We start from the raw sequence: 18262 nt of genomic DNA on the forward strand, positions 1-18262 counted from the left end.
ACAAAAAGGATATTTATTCTCCCACAAACATTTTACTCATACTCACTTCAAAATGTAAAATACTGGAGAGAACATCCGGCAAGATTTGCTTTATGGTACTTTAATCCTAGCGGAGCTTGTCCTCCAACATGGTATGACCAACCTTTTACCGGGCAATTTAAACAACACTGTTTTTATGAACCAAAGGCAGGAACATGTGAAAGTGTATATATAGGATGAGAACTTATGAATAAGCTAAAAACATGCATGGCTTAATTTTGCATCTTTTTAGCTTTTTTTATTGGAATATATGACTAAACACATATTGGTAGTTGCAAAAAATTTTCTGTAGATTGGGCGGTCCTTAATACAGCGAATAAGCTTCACAAAATACAGGAAAACATACAATACTTTAGAGATTTATTAAATATAAGGTGGTTATGTTTGAATGTCTAATCATGAAGTTTATCCTGCTATAAACGCTAATCAACAATTAGAGAGACAATTTCTGAATTTCCTTATTCCATCTCCTCCAGGACCTGGATTTGGAGGAGCTCCAGCTTTTCCTGGTATTCCAGGACCTGGATTTCAGCCTTCCCAAGCTCCAACGGCTCCTCCTCCACCATTTACTCCTCAACAAGCCGTTGCTTCACCGTTTGCTATTGATCTAGGTGCAATTAGCTTATGTATGTTTCGTAATACCTTTATTTGGCTAAGTAATGGTCAAGGATTTTGGGTTTATCCTATTATAATAGGTCCTAGATCTGTCGCTGGCTTCAGATGGAATGGAAGATTTTGGGTTATATTTGGTATTGACACAAGAAGAATTGTTTCGTTTACATGTTTCTAAATAACATTTTTTAGGTGATGCTTGAAAGAAGTATCACCTTATTTTTATTTAGGATTTATTTTTCATTAAATAAAATAGAATGAATATAGCAAAAATTAATGGAAGAATTTACTTCATTTAAATCTAAAACTGCAATTTGCCACTCAATATGCAATTACCATTACATTTTTAAGAGGTAAAGAGAATACCTTAGATTTATACCCACCAGAAGAAAAAAAGTGTGAATGGAGGAGCAAATGATACAAATAGCAGGAACAACCTTTCAACCTCAAGATAATTGGCCATTGGAGCACATGGAAAAAGCTATCTTGCAGTATATGCATGATGATCATAACATCTTTTCTTATCCTTCTTTAGAGGAGTTGCAGTTCGAAATTAGAATGCGCAAAAATATCATTAATGGAGCAAAAGAAATGAATGAAACTGAGGCTCAGTTTACAATTTTCGAGCAAGCACGGTGCAATCCTGCTTATTGGCAATTAACGATAGCTGGTGGGTTTTTGCTGAGATCAGATGTGCAACCATCTGATGCCATTATGGATATTTATAAGAACAGTTCGCTATATGCGTTTGAATGCGCAACTGCTTCTGTCATAGTTTATTACTATGCTACATTACAGACTATCGGTAAAAATTTATTCAATGCTTATTTTCAAAATCTTTATCTTTACAGTTGGCATGTGGATACTGACCTCGGTCTAGTTACGTTTCATTCAAGTAGTTTTTTACCTGGTGACATTGTTTACTTTGAAAATCCAGACTTTGATTTAACAACACCTTGGTTTAGAGGATTAAATGCTATTATGCTTGAAGATGGGAGATTTTTCGGGCATGGCTTTTCCATAAAGACGAATCAAGAAATCACTCAGGTACTTAATAAAAGGAGAATACCGGGAAGTAATCGTTCTGCTGTCCTGACAAGTTTGGTGACAAGACCATCATTTACCAAATTATCAAGATTAGCAAAAGGGCAAACGAGAAGTATTGCTTTCAAACCCCAACTACCCGTTGTGCATCATAATTACAGTTCCATATCCACTCAAAGATATCAGAAATATCTACTACATTTGGGATATCTGTTCAAAGGCTGATTCAGTTTTTCAATTCCGTAAATATCATGTTCATGAATGGGTACATACCCATTTTTTAATAGACGGGCTCCATTTTCATTTTTGAGAGTATCATGTAGTGATAACCTAACTATAAGAAAGGATGAATGAAAATGTATGCTAACGTAAATGCATCTCCAACTCAAGGTGCGAATGTTCCACCTCAGCCTAACACGTCGCCTGCTTTTTTTATGAATGCTCCATCTTTCCCTACCTACACAGCACCTGCTTACAGTTATTGTGGGCCAACATATCAAAAGAATGACTTTGTTTTAGTTGTCGTGTTGTTTATTTTATTAATCATTGTGGGAGCTTGTATTTGTTAATAATGTCTCCGTGTTATATTCACAATTTAAGCAGTTTTATCCCTAATAAATTCACATAAACAATATTAAATTTTTTTGAAACGAACTAGATAGACGATGCTAACAATCGCTAACATCGTCTTTATTTATGTAAATAAACAGGAAATTGACTATAAAAAAAGTTGACACTAAAGAATGAATAAATGTCATTTTAACGATTATACGTTTGGATATAAACGAGTATGCGCCTTCCTTAACAACGGAGGGCTTTTTTCTGTCTACAAGTAACTTCTTTTTAATGTCATCCGAACATGATATATTTAAGTCGTTATTGGAGTGTTCTTGTGAATGAATTACTACAAGGAATTTTGGGAAAATCTTTGAATAGTAGGGAAACAAGGAACATTTCAAAAATATTTATTGACTATCCCCTTGGGTGTCAGATTAAGCTTATTTTGAGAGGTGATAGTATGTTAATTAATGAAGCAAGTAAATTATCAAATTTGACTAAAAAAGCTATTGAATATTATATAGAACAAAAATTGATATGTCCTAAAATATTGGATAATGGTTACCGTGATTTTAATGAAAATAATCTAAATTGTTTAAGGAAAATTTATGTTTTACGAAAACTGGGGCTTAGCACATTAGAAATTAAGTTAGTCCTTGCCGATAAAACAAATAACACATTACAAAAGATATCCGTACAGAAAGAAATAGCTATACAGAGGGATCAAGAGAAAAAATCTCTTCTGGAACAACTAAGCTTTGATAAAGATTATTCTGATATAAGCAAGGAACTAAGAACATTAGAACAGCATGCAACTGTAACAGAAAAGATATTGGAGGCATTTCCGGACTACTATGGTCGATTTATTTGCATGCATTTTGCACGTTTTTTGAACGAGCCTATCACAACTTCTGTGCAGCAGTCGGCTTATGAAGAAATAATATCGTTTTTAGATAATGTGCCTACATTACCATTAACAAAGGACTTAAAATTGTTCTTATTAGAAAGTACAAAAGATGTAAAAACAGATAATATTCATGAATTGTTGGAAAGAACAAAACAATCTTTTGAAAATCCTACTATATTTTTAACAGAAAACAAGGAAGCAATTGAGCGATACTTGGAGTACAAAAAATCCGAGCAATACAAGAATTCTCCCATTTATAAAATTCATCATATATTTAAGGAGTTTAATAAAGCTAGTGGTTATTATGAAGTATTTATTCCCGCAATGAAAAAATTAAGTAATTCTTACGCAGCATATTGTAAACAGATGGAATTAGCTAACGAAACATTATTGTTACACTATCCAGAATACAATCAATTAAATAACTAGGCGCTAATCTCCCTTTATGGTTAGAAGTTTGAATTGTTATGAAGAAAATAGAGTAGTTCCACTATTAGGTATTGGGTAGGGAAAGATGCATAGGACATTCCTACTTATTTAAATTATTTAGAGATAAGCTCGTAAATTTAACAGCCTTTTCTTCCAAGATATAATCCTTTAACGAACACCCATTTCATGATACTCTTATTAATTAGAAGATTGATATAGTTAGGAGTATTTTTATGAAATTAGTAACTTGGAATGTTAATGGAATTAGAGCCTGTGTTAAAAAAGGCTTTTTGGATTTTTTTCAGCAAATAGATGCAGATATCTTTTGTCTTCAAGAAACAAAGCTGCAAGAAGGACAAATAAAATTAGAATTAGAAGGCTACCATCAATTTTGGAATTATGCTGAAAGAAAGGGCTATTCAGGAACAGCTGTTTTTACTAAAGAAAAGCCTCTTTCTGTCCAATATGGCATTGGAGAAGACTTTGAAGAATTAGAGGGGAGAGCTATTACTTTAGAGTTCGAAAACTTTTTCCTATTGAATGTATATACACCAAATTCAAAGCGAGATTTAAGCAGATTATCCTATCGAGTAGAATGGGAAAAACAACTAAAGCAATATATTACATCACTAGAAGCAATGAAGCCGGTGATTTATTGTGGCGATTTAAATGTAGCTCACCAAGAAATCGACTTAAAAAACCCGAAGCCTAATATTGGGAATTCCGGCTTTACAACAGAGGAAAGAGGGGAAATGACTAGCTTACTACAATTAGGTTTTGTAGATAGTTTTAGATATTTATACCCTGAACGAACAGATGTGTACACATGGTGGAGCTATATGGCAAAGGTAAGAGAAAAAAATATTGGGTGGAGAATTGACTATTTTATCGTCTCCAATCAATTAATAGACAATATCACTGATGTAAATATCCATTGTGATGTATTGGGAAGCGATCATTGTCCCGTGCAACTTGATATACAAATATAATATAATGAAAGGGCATCATTTTCGCTAACATTCTAAAGAAGAAAAAAATTCTTAGAATGAAAAGCAGATGCCTTTTTTCGCTTTGAGTAAATTTCCTATATCGAAAACTATTTCTTGGTTACAAATGCTTAAGTATTGGATTTATATATCATCTATACATATTTTGAAGGAGGGACTTCTATGAATTTAAAAGGAATTCATCATGTTTCTGCTATGACAGCGAAAGCGAAAGAAAATTATGCCTTTTACACAAAGGTACTAGGATTACGTTTAATAAAGAAAACAGTCAATCAAGATAATCCTTCTGTCTATCATCTATTTTATGGAGACGAACAAGGAAATCCTGGAACAGAGCTCACGTTTTTTGAAATTCCCCATATGGCTCCTAACAGAGAAGGGGTAAGCAGCATTTCAGCAACCTCTTTGCGAGTGCCAAGTGATAAAGCGTTAGATTACTGGGTAAAACGTCTGGATGATTTTGGTGTCAACCATGGAGATATAACAGAAAGAGCTGGACGGCTGACATTGGAATTTAGAGACTTTGAGACACAACGATTTTTCCTTGTGTCAGATGAGCATGATCCCTTCGTTAAAGCAGGCAGTCCATGGGATAAAAGCTCAGTTCCAACTGAATTTGCAATCACAGGTCTTGGGCCAGTTCAATTAACGGTACGTCGTTCAGAGGCTACTGTTCGTGTATTAACCGATTTACTTGGCTTTCGCTTAAAAGATACCTATCCATCCACTTTCGAAAATCAGTCATCTATACAAGTATATGAGACAGGTGAGGGAGGTTCTGACGCGGAAATCCATCTAGAGGAACGAACCGATTTAAAAGTACAGCGACTAGGAAGAGGGGGCGTACATCATGTAGCCTTTCGTGCTGATAATGAGGATGAACTACACACTTGGATTGAAAAAATAAATGAAGCACGGTTCCAAAATTCAGGCTTCGTTGATCGATACTATTTTAAATCCCTTTATTTTAGAGAACCGAACGGAATCTTATTTGAGATTGCTACAGATGGACCTGGATTCGCTACAGATGAAGCTCTAGAACATTTGGGAGAATCACTTGCACTCCCACCATTTTTAGAGACTAAACGTGCAGACATAGAAGCTATATTAGAACCTTTAGATACAAGCAGTAAATAATCACAAAGAAAGGGAAAATATATGCTAAAATAAAGAAAGTATCATTGTTGGAATTGCTAGGGGGAAAAGAAAAATGAAATGTGTATCCATTGATTTAGATGGTACTTTATTAGATGACCATCATCAAATTTCAGAAGCAAATCGAAACGTTATCCAAAAATTAAAGGAGCATCATATTGATGTGATTTTAAATACAGGACGCCAATACGCAGATGTTATTAAAGTAGATGGCGTTAAAGAATTAGAGCTTCCGATTTTTTGCCTAAATGGCAGTATGATGTATGATGAAACAGGAAACCTGCTCTATGAAACACAAATTTCGCTTGAGTTATATCAAACCTTGCTCAAAGCATTACAAAGCCTAGAGGTTGGGGTGCTTGTCTATACGAATCAAGGTGGATTTCCAGGGACTTTGCCAATGCTTCGAGGGAAAGCTTGGGATGAGATTCAAGCACTTTTCGATCAACAAGATTATGAAGCGATTCTTCAATTAAAAGATGTTAAAATCTATAAATTAATCGCAGTTGTTGATGAAACACAATTGGATAAAATTGATAAAGTAAAAGAGGCTTTAAAAAAACATGATACAATTTCTTTCTCATCTTCTTTTCCAAATAACTGTGAAATCACGTCAAGTGAAGCACAAAAGGGAAAAGCGATTAGACGATATGAAAACTTGCGAAATCTTTCCTTTGATGAAGTTTATTCCTTTGGGGATGGCGGTAATGACGTAACCCAATTTGAAGTATCTACAAGATCTTTTGCGATGGAAAATGCTCCAGAAGAGATAAAAAAAAGAGCAAGCGATATTACAAAGAGCAACAACGAGAGTGGCGTAGCATATGCAATTGAAGAGATTCTGAAATTAGTGTAATCGTCATATACTAGATTAATGAAAAGCCAGATTCCTTATGGTAACATCTGGCTTTTTCGCTGCGAAAATGGATAAAAAGAATAGGAGTCTGATACATTTTGAAAAAAATTGTGTTTACTGGTGGGGGATCAGCTGGACATGTTACCCCTAATATTGCCATCATTAATGAGTTAAATAAACAAGATTGGGATATTTCCTATATCGGCAGCAAAGCAGGAATCGAAAAAGATTTAATTGAAAAGATTGATATTCCTTATCACTCGATTTCAAGTGGGAAGCTTCGAAGATATCTATCAAAAGAAAATGTCAAAGACATTTTTAAAGTATTAAAAGGCTGTTATGATGCAAGAAAAGTACTGAAAAAAATCAAACCAAATGTCGTATTTTCAAAGGGTGGATTTGTTTCCGTACCTGTTGTCATTGCAGCCCGTCAATTAAAGATACCTGTCATTCTTCATGAAAGTGATTTAACACCAGGATTAGCCAATAAATTATCTGTGCGATTTGCATCGAAAATCTTCACCTCTTTTGAAGAAACATTGCAATATCTTCCTACAGAAAAAAGTAAAGCGATAGGTTCTCCGATTCGAAAAGAAATACTCTCTGGTTCACAAGCGAAAGGGAAGCTATTTCTAGGCTTTACTAGTCAAAAACCGATTCTTACCGTTATGGGCGGGAGCCTCGGTGCAAAAAAAATAAATGAAGTCGTTCGTAATAATTTAGATACTCTATTGCAAACCTATCAAATCGTCCATCTATGTGGCAAAGGCAATCTTTCAGAAGAGCATGAAGGGATAAAAGGTTATAAGCAATTTGAGTATGTGTATGAGGAATTAGCTGATATCTTAGCAGCGACGGAGGTAGTCATTACAAGAGGCGGATCGAATTCTATCTTTGAATTTCTAGCATTACGGATACCCATGGTCATTATTCCGTTAACGAAACAGCAAAGTAGAGGCGATCAAATATTAAATGGCAAAGTCTTTACGGAAAATGGTTACTCCTATATGATAGAAGAAGAGTCGTTAACGAAAGACCATTTCCTTCATACCCTTAAAGAAATTCAACGCAACAGGGCGTTAATGATTGAAAAAATGCAACAGAACAAAAGCAAAAATGCGTTAGAGGAAATTATAAAAGAATTAAATCGTTATTAATATAAGCATATGTCAGGCTACAAGTAGAGTTTGCATGTTCAAATCTACCTGTAGCCTTTATTTATGGTCGCTTGATAATTTCTTCAGAAAAAGCCAAAATATATAAATGGGAATCGCTATATTAGCGCAAGGAAAGTAGGTAGAAACAATGCAATCATTTACAGATCTCGGATTGTCTTCATCAACCATCGAAAAACTTAAAAAACAAGGAATAAAACAGCCAACCCCCATTCAAGCAAAGGTCATTCCACCACTCCTAAAAGGAGGAGATTTAATTGCCCAAGCACAAACGGGGACAGGCAAAACATTTGCTTTTGTATTGCCGATATTAGAAAAATTGGATACTGATGCAAAACACATTCAAACACTAATCTTAACACCCACAAGAGAGCTAGCCATTCAAATAACCGATGAAATCATGAAAATGAAACAAGAGGCAATAAAGGTGTTAGCTGTATACGGCGGGCAGGATGTGGACAAGCAATTGAAAGTCTTACAAAAAGATGTATCAATAGTAGTCGCTACACCAGGCAGATTAATTGATCATATCAAACGCGGTACGGTTGATTTAAGTAAAATCTCTTATTTTGTATTAGATGAAGCAGATCAAATGCTTCACATTGGATTTTTAGATGAGATTAGCTATATCATGAGACATATACCTAAGTCGAGACAAACGATGTTATTTTCTGCAACTATTTCAAAGGAAGTAGAAAAGCTTGCGAAAAAATATACGAAAAATGCCGAATATTTTACAGTAGAAGCAAAACAAGGGCCTGCAAAGACGGTTAAGCAAGTAAGCATACATACAACTGATCGTGCAAAACAAGGAACGTTAATGACCTTAGTTAAGGAAGCGAATCCCTATATGGCCGTAATTTTTTGCAGAACAAAGCGTCGTGTGACCAAATTATATGAAGTATTGCTCGCAAATAAATTTAGCTGTGGCCAATTACATGGAGATTTGTCGCAAACAAAAAGAGAGCAAGTAATGAAAGCTTTTCGAGATGGAAAATTCCAATTATTAATTGCTACAGATGTTGCGGCAAGAGGATTGGATATTGATGGTATTACACATGTTTATAATTATGATATTCCACAGGATGCGGAGAGCTATGTGCATCGAATCGGCAGAACGGGTAGAGCAGGAACAGAAGGGTATGCAGTTACCTTTTATTCCTCTGATGATAGAGACCTATTAGACACTATTGAGGAACAATTGGCTATTAAAATAGAAAAAATACAACAGCCTAAAAAGACAGACAAAAATAAAAAAGAGCTGGAAACGAAACCTCAAGTAAAAAAGGACAAAAAGCAAGGTTCTCCTAAAAATAATAGAGAGACATCTCGTCCATCTAGATCTGATAGACAAAGTAATGATAACAAACGAAAACGTTTTTCAGAGAGCAATAAGAACTCAAGTACATTCCAATCACCTGCTAAAAAACGGACAAAACCAAAGAAGCGAGCAGGAAAAAGATAAATTTGTTAGCCAAAATAGGAATATAACATCGAAAGGAGCTCATTCCATTGTTAAAAGCGGAAATGAAAAATCATCTAGAAAAAGCACAAAAAGAAGGAAAAGTTGTTCTTTTTGAAGAAGAATTGAATTATGTTAGAAAAGAAGAACTACTTACAGAGGACAATATAGTTGTAGGAACCACCGCAGAGCGTTTTTCAGATCTATATATGGAGCTTGCGAATAAAGAAACGGACGAAGTCGTACAAGAAAATATCGATGCCATTTTCTTAAAGGAAGAAGTTCAATACTTTGAAAAAAATATAGATGTATATCTCTATGTGGAAACAAAGGCATTCGAGGTTATTGGAGTTGATTCTCTGTCATTAGAAGTAGATTCCGTCTTTAAAACTTATGAAGTATTATGTGGGTTAAAAGCTCCAAAAAAGAAGGAAAAAGAAATCCGTTCATTTATGGAAGAGCATTTAAGCGGAGATGAGACTAATTACCAACTAATGTTTAATGGAAATGACGGCATATGGGATGTTAATTTCTCTTTAGAAAAAGTCAACAGTTTTCACAAAAACATGGAAATTGGCGAAGCATTAAAACTAGCATATGCATTTTTATTTGCATTACAAGGAAGTTTAACTGCTTAAGGTGTAGAAAAAATAGAAATATAATCGTTTTTATAAGTGAGGGAGAGAAATGTCAGAAGAAGCGAATCAAATAGTTCAGATTAATTCTAGTGAATTTTCATGGAATAAGAAGGATGGTGTTTTCCATTTTGATGGAGCGCCAGCACTCTTGTTTTGGGATAATGCATTTGAAATTTTTTAAGTACGATTATGGAAATCTCCGGACCGGATGCTTCCAATGCTGTCTTTGAAACGACGGGATTCCGCATGGGTCTCCTAGTAAATGACTATTATCAAAATCGTTTTTCAATCGAGGAAGTTATCAAGAAATACAGTGAAATTTATTCCAGTGCCGGCTGGGGAAATGTTACAATTACCTCCTTTAATAAAGAAGCGAAAACTGTTAAAGTGCAGTTGAAAAACACATGGGAACATCGGATATTTCAATCTCTGAATCCTAACCAATCTGCTGTTTTATTACCTAGTCATTGGGCAGGTGTTTTCAGTGGTCTATTTCAAGAGAATATGTGGTATGAGTTAACAAAAACACAATCAAGTGGAGCGGATTATGATGAAATGAATATATTCGTATCATCTAATACACCACACCATAATGTCCATGAAATAGCGAGAGGAAAAGAAGCAAATTACATAAATGAATTAGAAGAAATGGTAGAGAAGCGCACGAAAGAATTGTCTACTTTAATTAGACATCTTTCGACACCAGTAATGCCTGTTATGCAAGGAATAATAGCAATTCCCCTAATTGGTAAATTTAATGATGAGCGTTTTGAAGATTTACTGCAAAAAGGATTAAAAGAATTCTCCGAGCGCCGTGCAAGCTTCCTGTTGCTTGATTTAACTGGAATTAGTGAATTTGATTCCTTTATCATTTTTCGACTTCAGGGCTTAGTGAAAGCAATCGAATTAATCGGAGGAGAATGTGTTCTCGTTGGTATTAATCCTTCATTAAGCATGCAAATAATTAATTCTGGTGTGGATATAAAACATATTCAAACATTTGCGACATTGGAGCAAGGCATCCAATATGCGATAGAAGCACTTGGTTATCGAATTGAGAAACAAGTGATGCATAAAGAGTAATCTATGGGTACCTTCAGTTAAATACGGGTTTACAACGCTAAGCCTGTTTTTAACAACGTTAAGAATACTTTAGTGCTCTTAAAGAATCTAAGGATACTATTTTCTCCAAATTAAAGTGGTATCCACCTCGTAAATTAATATGTTCCCACCTAACGGTAACAATTTCTCAAGTTTACTATTTTCTATGATTTCTATAAAACTTATAACCAAAATATATAAAGGGAAATAATACAAGAAGTATTACTATTGGTGTTGGTAAAATGGGCATACTCTCTTTCCTCCTTTTTTGATAATATTTCTTTAACAGTTATAATAAATCTTTTTTTGAATAAATCTTTATGGATACAATCAAAGAGATACAAAGAATAGCAATAACAGCCACAATCAGTATCAAACATTTAGCTAACATAGACATTGCAGATAGTTCAATAAAATCGAGTCTGATATCTACGTTTGATAGTGCCGGCAAGATAAATGGTGTTGCTACAATAACAATTGAGAAGAAATACTTTGTTCTTTCATAACCTAATTTATACTGTATGGGTGTATATACGCCAAATAATATTGTCGAAATCAGCAGAGCAGTAAGTGTGCTTAACAGGGTAAGATATTCAACTTTAGGCACGAACAGTGCTAATACGGTATATGCTACATAGCAGTAGGTAAAAATCAAAAGAAGAAAAGCATATCTTGCCTTTATGAGCATGCTGCGAGAATATGGCGTACCACAAAGTAACGCGGTAGCTTTAGGGTATTTCATTTCTGCAATCGATACATACTGATAGAGCATAAATTCTGTAAAAATCACTGAAATTAGAAAGGTGTTAAAACCTAAAAATTCAGGATTGCGAGCCATAATAAATAGTGGGAAAGCAATTACTACAAGCAACATAAATAGTAAGTATTTCTTGACAAGGAGAATATCCTTTTTAACGAGATGTAATAACATTATTTTTTGTCTCCTTTTCTATGTATCCAAGCATAATATCTTCAATTGTAGCTCTTTCAATCAGAATGTCGTGCATGTTTGTTTGAACCTTCGACAATTGATTGGTGATACCCGAAAAACCAAATTCTGTTTCTTGAATATTCAAGAACAAGTTTCTGGTTTCATCAGTCAAATCCTTTATATCGCCTTTTACCAAACGGTGAGTGTCAATCAGAATATCCTTTTCTTCTTCAAATAAAATCCTACCATTGTTGATGAGAATTAACATATCTGCAACTTTATCTAAATCAGAAGTGATATGCGTCGAAAAGAAAACCCCTTTACCTCCTTGTTTCATATAATCTTTCAAGATTTCCATAAGCTGACTTCGGATTAAGGGGTCTAATCCACTTGTAGGTTCATCCATTATCAGTAAGTCCGCCTGATGGGAAAGTGCTAAAGTCAATGAATATTTCATACGCATCCCCTTTGATAAGGTGGCAATCTTTTGGCGTGGGTTTAAGGAAAAGCGTTCCATAAAGGTTTTGTAATCTTGTTCACTCCATCTTGAATATGCAGGGGATATAATGCTTGTCATTTCTGCCATTGACAATTCATCATAAAAGCCTCCATCATCCAAAACAATCCCAATACGATCCTTTAATTCCTGTTCATATTTGTTCATATCCTTTCCAAAGAATTTAATAGTACCTGATGCTCTTGTTACAAGTCCAAGTATTGTCCGTATTGTAGTTGTTTTCCCTGCTCCATTGATACCAATAAACCCTGTAATGCAATCCTCCTCTAAAGTAAAACTAACATCAGAAAGAGAAAAATCTCCATAAGATTTATTTAGCCCTGTTACTTCTAAAATGCTACTCACTGTCCATCCTCCTCATATAGAATATTCATCATTTCATTTAACTCTTCTTTAGTAATTCTCAATGTCTTTGCGGTTTGAATTAACTCAAGCATTACTTGCTCAACAAGATGACGTTTAGAGTCTCGAATCAGCTCAAGATTGCCGGTAGAGACAAAAGTACCAATTCCCACTTGACTTGTAATAAACCTTTCTTCTTCTAATTCATCGTAAACGCGACGAATAGTAAGAACACTTACCTTCAAGTCATGGGCAAAATTTCGAATAGATGGGAGAGGATCACCCTCACCAATCTCTCCTTTGAAAATAGCATCTTTTATTTGGTCTTTGATTTGCTGGTGAATAACGCTCTTAATTTTTTGTTTCTAGGGATAATTTCATCAGTTGTTTTCTGTTTACGACAATAACGAATACAGCCATATATAAGGAGGGCTGCAACCTACTTGATCCACGTTTTGTAATACGAACCATAGTAGATTAAAATTTACCGGATTCAAACACCTCAGGATCCACTCCAGCTAATGGGACAAATTTTTGATTGGTTAAACCAATCTATCTCTCCAATTTCTGAAATAATCGTTTCAGCGATTTTTCACCGATACCAGGGATAGATTAGATTGATAATCTTATATTCTTCAATACAAAGAGCAACTATCTCTGCCTCCAACTCTGATAGATGCTCTTTATATTATAGAAGCATATTAAAATAAAGGGTGAAGATGCTGATGGCAGCCAATCATTAAATGGACCTATTGAAAGTAGAGGAGAATGGGTAACGATTGAAGTTATGAAAGTGCGTCTTAATTCTTGTGGATCGAGTGGATTATGAAGTAGCCGATCAGGATTTAAGTTACAGTATGGTCAGCATGTCAAGTATTCCCCATTGTAAAGTAGTGATTAAAAATGTTAAGCGAAGGACATAATTTTATTTTTACTCCACCCAATTATAGTGATGATTTTAGGAAATTGAATAATTAAGACCAGGCTTTAACGAAGCAACGAAAAAAATCTGTAACCACCAAGTAGAAATGAACACTTTCTTACCAAAAATGCTGAATAAGACTGAACACTATTTTCCAGTAATGACGAGCACTTTATTTAGAGAGAAGAGCAGGAGAGCCTAATTTGGCTGAGCCAGATATCTTGGTGCATCTGGCTTCATGGCTCATCAACTTATCCGCAGAGGCTGTATGTAAAGTGACAATGTACACGTTCTAATTTCCAGCAAAGTGTTAACTTCAATGCAACAAAAAGTGTTTAAAGTTAACTGACGGTTACAAAAGCCCAATTTCTCAAATATAAATGTTGAGAAAATGGGCTATAATATGAGAATTCCCTTAACATTGTAAATTTGCAATTCTTGACTATGGCTTTTTTTATAATAGTTTCCATTCATCTGGAAAAAATAAGAAGGAAGCGATAAAGGAGAGGATACTATGCCTGAACTACCAGAAATGGAAAACTACAAAATATTATTAAGTGAATTGATTGTCAACCGCCCGATTACTGCTATTACCATAAATCGTGAAAAATCAATAAATATTCCGATTTCTGCCTTCTTATATCAAATGCAAAATGCATCCATCATACGAATCGAAAGACGTGCAAAACATTTACTTTTTCATTTATCCAATCAAAAAATCTTGTTGCTTCATTTAATGCTTGGTGGATGGATGTTTTACGGAAAAGAAGAAGAGAAGCCCAAACGAACGATTCAAATCCAATTTTCATTTGGAGAAAAACATCTATATTTTATCGGATTACGCTTAGGGTATCTTCATTTGCTTACCCTAGAAGAATGTAAAGAAAAACTGAAAGAGCTTGGACCTGAGCCATTTAATTCTACATTTACGGAGGAGCTCTTTATAAGAACTATAAACACGAAGAGAGGAAATTTAAAGCTTAAATTAGTTGATCAACATTTTATTGCTGGGATTGGCAATTGTTATTCAGATGAAATTTGTTATGAGGCACAGCTTTTGCCAACAAGAAAACTAGAAGACTTAAAGGAGCCTGAAATGAAAAATCTTTTTCGCTCCATAAAGAACACACTGACACTAGCAACCAATATAGGGGGATATATGGAACATCCACTCTATTTAGGTGATACTAAAACAGGGAGCTACAATGATATTTGCAAAGTATATGATAGAGAAGGAGAAGCATGTCCACGCTGCCAGAATAAAATAAAGAAAATTAAAATCTCTTCTAAAAAAAGTTTTTATTGTCCAGGATGTCAGTTTTAACTATTTTTCCGCATATATTAGGAGTAATTTTCAAAAAACTGGACAGACTATTCCTTTAGTCCACTTAACACCCAACTTATCCATGGTGGAAAGCATCATATAATAAGGAGTGAGAAAATGGCTTTTTTGAAAAAGGGAATATTACAAATTTTGATATTCTCCATTTTCCTATCTGGCAGCACACCAAATGCTTTTTCTCCAATGGCTTTAGCAGCAGAAACACATAAAAAAGCAACGATATCCACTGCACTTGAATCTCTCTTACAATCAGAACCTGATCTGAAAGGAAGTCTTGCAGGAATTAGCATACGCGATCAAGAATCTGGCAACATCCTTTATGAACATATGAGTGATTTACGATTAACACCAGCCTCCAATATGAAGTTATTGACATCCGCCGTTGCCTTAAAAGTATTGGGGGAGGACTATCAATTTATTACGGAAATCTATGGAGATGGTAGAGTGGTAAATGGGCATTTGAAAGGAAATTTGTACATAAAGGGGAATGGAGATACGAGTCTACTAGCAACTGATTTAGAAAAAATGTCAAAAGAACTGAAGCAAAAAGGAATCCGTTACATTGATGGTAACATCATTGGTGATGATTCTTGGTATGATGACACGCCATATTCCGTTGATTTAGCATGGAGTGATGCATCAACCTATTATGGAGCGCCGATTTCTGCTTTAACCTTATCACCAAATAAAGAATATGACGCTGGGACCGTATTACTGGAAATAAAGCCTGGAAAAAATATTGGCGAGCCTGTCGTAATCAACAGTATTCCTAGAACATCGGAAATAAAAATAAAAAATATGGTGAAAACAGGGGATAAAGAGTCTGAGACTAGCTTGAAAGTGGAGAGAAAACATAATAGTAAAGTGGTCACTGTTACTGGGAGACTACCTATTACTACTTCTCTAAAAAAAGAGTGGGTTTCAGTAGATAATCCTACGAAGTATACATTAGACGTATTCCAGCAAGCATTAAAGAAAGAAGGAATACAATGGAATGGGGCAGTCCAAAAAGGAAAAACTCCACAAATAGCCTCCCTTATTACCACGCATGCTTCGATTCCTCTCTCTGAATTACTCATTCCTTTTATGAAATTGAGTAATAATACGATTGCAGAAACATTAATCAAAGAAATGGGGGTTGTTAAGAAAGGAGAAGGAAATTTTGAAAAAGGATTAGCGGTTTTAAAAGAGGAATTAATTGCTTTTCAACTGGACCCAAACAAGATGCTTATTCGCGATGGATCTGGTATATCTCCTATAGACTATATTTCGGCTAATGATTTGAGTCTATTTTTATACGAAGTTCAAGCAGAACCTTGGTTTGCAACATTCAGTCAAGCATTACCTGTTTCAGGTATGGAGGAACGATTGGTAGGAGGTACGCTTAGAAATAGATTAAACGGAGAAAACACCAAAGGGAAGGTTATAGCAAAAACAGGAACCCTCACCTCTGTCAGCACAATATCTGGATATATGGAAAGTACAAACGGAAAAAAATACATCTTTTCCATCTTACTAAATCATCTCGTGGATGAAGAAAAAGGAAAAGAAATAGAAGATCGTATTATTGAGACATTGGCAGAATATTGATTTGTCACTCTAGACGATATTTTTGATTCTTTTTGTAAAAAGGATTAGAAATATCGTCTTTTTCCTATTTGACTTTAAGAGGAAAGTCTATCTCTAAGTATTTCATTTCTCCCTTCCAATTATTTAGATAAGTGCCATATTTATACTATAGTTTGAAGAATATCACACAGGGATATGAGTATTAATTGACATTTTATTCAGAATATTAATAATGATAATTGACATATTTTACCTCATATTATACTCTATCTGTATATTATATTATCATTCAAAATATAGGAATAACTATTAATCTTATAAAGCCTGATTAGGAATATAGAATTGAAGTGAAAAACCACCATAGTAGTACATTAAAGGTGCAATTAGTAAGGTACAACAAATGGGGCAATGTAAATTCTTGGACTGTGAAATCAGGTAATACATTAGTTGCTTTTTTATACCCTGCAGTAGCAAACGATAAATACTTTTTAGAATTTGACGCACCAAGTAGCTTTAGTGGATTTGTACAATAGCATTATAAAAGGATGTTTACGGATGTCTACGACTATATTGAAAATCATAGCCTTAATAGCTATGATAATAGATCATTATGGAGAATTTTTTCCGAACACTCCTGAATACTTAAGGTGGATAGGGAGAATATCTATACCAATATTTATTGTGTCTTTATAGGAATCCAGCACACCTCGAATAAAAAGTTGTATTTCTTCCGTCTATATATGGCAGGAGTAATAATGGCTTGTATAAATTTAATGATAATTTTGAAATAGAATCGAAATGTTCTCTAGAGCATCTTTCATTTCTTATATTAATGAGGTGATTACGTGGACCATGTTGAGTACAAAGCATATTTGAAGCAGCAATATTCCCATGAGATTCGACCGTTACAATCAGTTAATGACGTTATCTCCGCATTTCAAAAAAAATTAGATATTGTCGAAACAGAATTATCAGAATCCGAAGCTATTTTCTTAAAAATGACAATGCTTAACTATATTAATGTACACAAAAACGACCCTATAAAATCTAACTTGGATAACTTAAATTTCATTTCGTATGAAGTAGTAAGAAATGAAAAAAGTGATCATTACTACAATCATATGGGGATTACATCTGATAATGAAAGAATACTTGTCATTATTGAATCCCAGTTAAATGCAATAACCTCCAATTACGAAGAACTAAAAGTTGATATGATTATTGAACGTGGAATCGACACACCTCATGTTAATCAAGAAACATCTGAGTTTTTTGCATATCTAATGCTTTTTGATTCTCATAATGAGAATCATTGACTCCGACAGGAGATAAAAAGATAAGATTTTACAGAAAAGTGAAAGAGTTACAGGAAAATTAATTCTCGATTTTAAGAGTCTATTCTATGGACTCTTTTTTTGGGGGATCTCCAAGAGCAAAATTAAAAATGAAGAATTTTAGGTTATATAATTGTTCTAGAAAAGGGCGTGATTGTGGAGAAATACATAGAAAATGATCAAACTTTTTTATAAAACCGAAACTTAAATCTGTTGGATAAGAATCAATTTTGATCAATCTTTTTTCAAAATTGATTCTTTTATTTATCGTAAAACGCTGGCTTGGGAGGTATTTTTGATTAAACTTTATTTTAAAGCAACA

Annotated in this window: 21 protein-coding genes and 2 pseudogenes; 18 read left to right on the forward strand and 5 right to left on the reverse strand. The window is 34.3% G+C overall.

Going from position 1 to position 18262, the window contains the following annotated elements:
- The 13 genes and pseudogenes from ADJ83_RS26015 to ADJ83_RS14995 all read left to right on the forward strand — a co-directional run.
- A pseudogene (locus tag ADJ83_RS26015) lies at nt 1–219 on the forward strand (hypothetical protein); the annotation flags it as partial.
- A gap of 208 nt (nt 220–427) precedes the next feature.
- The gene (locus ADJ83_RS14945) at nt 428–829 is read left to right on the forward strand and encodes a hypothetical protein (protein ID WP_031539394.1); all 402 of its coding nucleotides are present in this window, start codon (nt 428–430) and stop codon (nt 827–829) included.
- Nucleotides 830–1065: 236 nt separating this feature from the next.
- Nucleotides 1066–1920, forward strand: a complete 855-nt coding sequence (locus tag ADJ83_RS14950; protein ID WP_035416681.1) for a protein-glutamine gamma-glutamyltransferase — start codon at nt 1066–1068, stop codon at nt 1918–1920.
- A 131-nt stretch (nt 1921–2051) separates the two neighbouring features.
- Nucleotides 2052–2264: a YjcZ family sporulation protein gene (locus ADJ83_RS26255; protein WP_031539391.1), complete on the forward strand. Its 213-nt coding sequence runs from the start codon at nt 2052–2054 to the stop codon at nt 2262–2264.
- Between the two features lie 323 nt (nt 2265–2587).
- On the forward strand, nt 2588–3589 hold the full coding sequence (locus ADJ83_RS14960) for a MerR family transcriptional regulator (RefSeq protein ID WP_197030903.1): 1002 nt from the start codon (nt 2588–2590) through the stop codon (nt 3587–3589).
- Between the two features lie 233 nt (nt 3590–3822).
- Nucleotides 3823–4578 (forward strand): exodeoxyribonuclease III, encoded by a 756-nt coding sequence (locus tag ADJ83_RS14965; RefSeq protein ID WP_031539388.1) that lies wholly within the window; start codon nt 3823–3825, stop codon nt 4576–4578.
- A 180-nt stretch (nt 4579–4758) separates the two neighbouring features.
- Nucleotides 4759–5733, forward strand: coding sequence for a ring-cleaving dioxygenase (locus ADJ83_RS14970; RefSeq protein WP_031539387.1), 975 nt, complete (start codon nt 4759–4761; stop codon nt 5731–5733).
- A gap of 73 nt (nt 5734–5806) precedes the next feature.
- A complete protein-coding gene (locus tag ADJ83_RS14975; RefSeq protein ID WP_031539386.1) occupies nt 5807–6607 on the forward strand; it encodes a Cof-type HAD-IIB family hydrolase in 801 nt (266 codons plus the stop codon).
- A gap of 98 nt (nt 6608–6705) precedes the next feature.
- The gene (locus ADJ83_RS14980) at nt 6706–7764 is read left to right on the forward strand and encodes an undecaprenyldiphospho-muramoylpentapeptide beta-N-acetylglucosaminyltransferase (protein ID WP_031539385.1); all 1059 of its coding nucleotides are present in this window, start codon (nt 6706–6708) and stop codon (nt 7762–7764) included.
- A 148-nt stretch (nt 7765–7912) separates the two neighbouring features.
- Entirely contained in the window at nt 7913–9247 is a 1335-nt protein-coding gene (locus ADJ83_RS14985) for a DEAD/DEAH box helicase (protein ID WP_031539384.1), read from the forward strand.
- Nucleotides 9248–9294: 47 nt separating this feature from the next.
- Nucleotides 9295–9882: a hypothetical protein gene (locus ADJ83_RS14990; protein WP_031539383.1), complete on the forward strand. Its 588-nt coding sequence runs from the start codon at nt 9295–9297 to the stop codon at nt 9880–9882.
- A 49-nt stretch (nt 9883–9931) separates the two neighbouring features.
- On the forward strand, nt 9932–10063 hold the full coding sequence (locus ADJ83_RS26550; RefSeq protein ID WP_269320389.1) for a hypothetical protein: 132 nt from the start codon (nt 9932–9934) through the stop codon (nt 10061–10063).
- Between the two features lie 8 nt (nt 10064–10071).
- Complete coding sequence (locus ADJ83_RS14995) at nt 10072–10965, forward strand: STAS domain-containing protein (RefSeq protein WP_048718214.1); 894 nt, start codon at nt 10072–10074, stop codon at nt 10963–10965.
- 307 nt (nt 10966–11272) lie between these two features.
- On the opposite strand, the gene ADJ83_RS15000 is transcribed toward ADJ83_RS14995, so the two are convergent.
- From ADJ83_RS15000 to ADJ83_RS25265, 4 genes and pseudogenes are all read right to left on the reverse strand, one after another.
- Entirely contained in the window at nt 11273–11914 is a 642-nt protein-coding gene (locus ADJ83_RS15000; RefSeq protein WP_031539382.1) for an ABC-2 transporter permease, read from the reverse strand.
- Nucleotides 11895–12776: an ABC transporter ATP-binding protein gene (locus ADJ83_RS15005; protein ID WP_031539381.1), complete on the reverse strand. Its 882-nt coding sequence runs from the start codon at nt 12774–12776 to the stop codon at nt 11895–11897. The genes ADJ83_RS15000 and ADJ83_RS15005 overlap by 20 nt, the downstream gene beginning before the upstream one ends.
- Nucleotides 12773–13129, reverse strand: coding sequence for a GntR family transcriptional regulator (locus ADJ83_RS15010; RefSeq protein WP_031539380.1), 357 nt, complete (start codon nt 13127–13129; stop codon nt 12773–12775). The genes ADJ83_RS15005 and ADJ83_RS15010 overlap by 4 nt, the downstream gene beginning before the upstream one ends.
- Nucleotides 13099–13485, reverse strand: a pseudogene (locus ADJ83_RS25265) (transposase); the annotation flags it as partial. The gene ADJ83_RS15010 and the pseudogene ADJ83_RS25265, both read right to left, overlap by 31 nt.
- A 724-nt stretch (nt 13486–14209) precedes the next feature.
- Here ADJ83_RS25265 and ADJ83_RS15015 point away from each other — a divergent pair.
- The 5 genes from ADJ83_RS15015 to ADJ83_RS15025 all read left to right on the forward strand — a co-directional run bounded on the left by ADJ83_RS15015 (nt 14210) and on the right by ADJ83_RS15025 (nt 17922).
- Nucleotides 14210–15019, forward strand: a complete 810-nt coding sequence (locus ADJ83_RS15015; RefSeq protein WP_031539378.1) for an Fpg/Nei family DNA glycosylase — start codon at nt 14210–14212, stop codon at nt 15017–15019.
- A 117-nt stretch (nt 15020–15136) separates the two neighbouring features.
- On the forward strand, nt 15137–16627 hold the full coding sequence (gene dacB / locus ADJ83_RS15020; protein WP_053094377.1) for a D-alanyl-D-alanine carboxypeptidase/D-alanyl-D-alanine endopeptidase: 1491 nt from the start codon (nt 15137–15139) through the stop codon (nt 16625–16627).
- A gap of 326 nt (nt 16628–16953) precedes the next feature.
- Nucleotides 16954–17139: a hypothetical protein gene (locus ADJ83_RS25270; protein ID WP_031539376.1), complete on the forward strand. Its 186-nt coding sequence runs from the start codon at nt 16954–16956 to the stop codon at nt 17137–17139.
- A 61-nt stretch (nt 17140–17200) separates the two neighbouring features.
- Nucleotides 17201–17299, forward strand: a complete 99-nt coding sequence (locus ADJ83_RS26260; protein WP_231512594.1) for a conjugal transfer protein TraX — start codon at nt 17201–17203, stop codon at nt 17297–17299.
- A 152-nt stretch (nt 17300–17451) separates the two neighbouring features.
- Complete coding sequence (locus tag ADJ83_RS15025) at nt 17452–17922, forward strand: hypothetical protein (RefSeq protein WP_031539375.1); 471 nt, start codon at nt 17452–17454, stop codon at nt 17920–17922.
- Between the two features lie 79 nt (nt 17923–18001).
- Here the strand turns inward: ADJ83_RS15025 and ADJ83_RS26020 are convergent.
- Nucleotides 18002–18262, reverse strand: a 261-nt coding sequence (locus tag ADJ83_RS26020; protein WP_048717785.1) for a hypothetical protein, incomplete at its 5' end; no start/stop codon positions are given.

The organism is Bacillus sp. 522_BSPC (assembly GCF_001076885.1).
Taxonomy (GTDB): Bacteria; Bacillota; Bacilli; order Bacillales; family Cytobacillaceae; genus Niallia; species Niallia hominis.

Excerpts from the sequence above, each read along its gene's own strand:
- ADJ83_RS14945 (WP_031539394.1), top strand. The coding sequence starts at position 428 with ATGTCTAATCATGAAGTTTATCCTGCTATAAACGCTAATCAACAATTA.
- dacB (WP_053094377.1), top strand. The coding sequence starts at position 15,137 with ATGGCTTTTTTGAAAAAGGGAATATTACAAATTTTGATATTCTCCATT.
- ADJ83_RS26550 (WP_269320389.1), top strand. The coding sequence starts at position 9,932 with ATGTCAGAAGAAGCGAATCAAATAGTTCAGATTAATTCTAGTGAATTT.
- ADJ83_RS26255 (WP_031539391.1), top strand. The coding sequence starts at position 2,052 with ATGTATGCTAACGTAAATGCATCTCCAACTCAAGGTGCGAATGTTCCA.
- ADJ83_RS14995 (WP_048718214.1), top strand. The coding sequence starts at position 10,072 with ATGGAAATCTCCGGACCGGATGCTTCCAATGCTGTCTTTGAAACGACG.
- ADJ83_RS14970 (WP_031539387.1), top strand. The coding sequence starts at position 4,759 with ATGAATTTAAAAGGAATTCATCATGTTTCTGCTATGACAGCGAAAGCG.
- ADJ83_RS14965 (WP_031539388.1), top strand. The coding sequence starts at position 3,823 with ATGAAATTAGTAACTTGGAATGTTAATGGAATTAGAGCCTGTGTTAAA.
- ADJ83_RS26260 (WP_231512594.1), top strand. The coding sequence starts at position 17,201 with ATGATAATAGATCATTATGGAGAATTTTTTCCGAACACTCCTGAATAC.
- ADJ83_RS14950 (WP_035416681.1), top strand. The coding sequence starts at position 1,066 with ATGATACAAATAGCAGGAACAACCTTTCAACCTCAAGATAATTGGCCA.
- ADJ83_RS15000 (WP_031539382.1), bottom strand. The coding sequence starts at position 11,914 with ATGTTATTACATCTCGTTAAAAAGGATATTCTCCTTGTCAAGAAATAC.
- ADJ83_RS14985 (WP_031539384.1), top strand. The coding sequence starts at position 7,913 with ATGCAATCATTTACAGATCTCGGATTGTCTTCATCAACCATCGAAAAA.
- ADJ83_RS15015 (WP_031539378.1), top strand. The coding sequence starts at position 14,210 with ATGCCTGAACTACCAGAAATGGAAAACTACAAAATATTATTAAGTGAA.
- ADJ83_RS14975 (WP_031539386.1), top strand. The coding sequence starts at position 5,807 with ATGAAATGTGTATCCATTGATTTAGATGGTACTTTATTAGATGACCAT.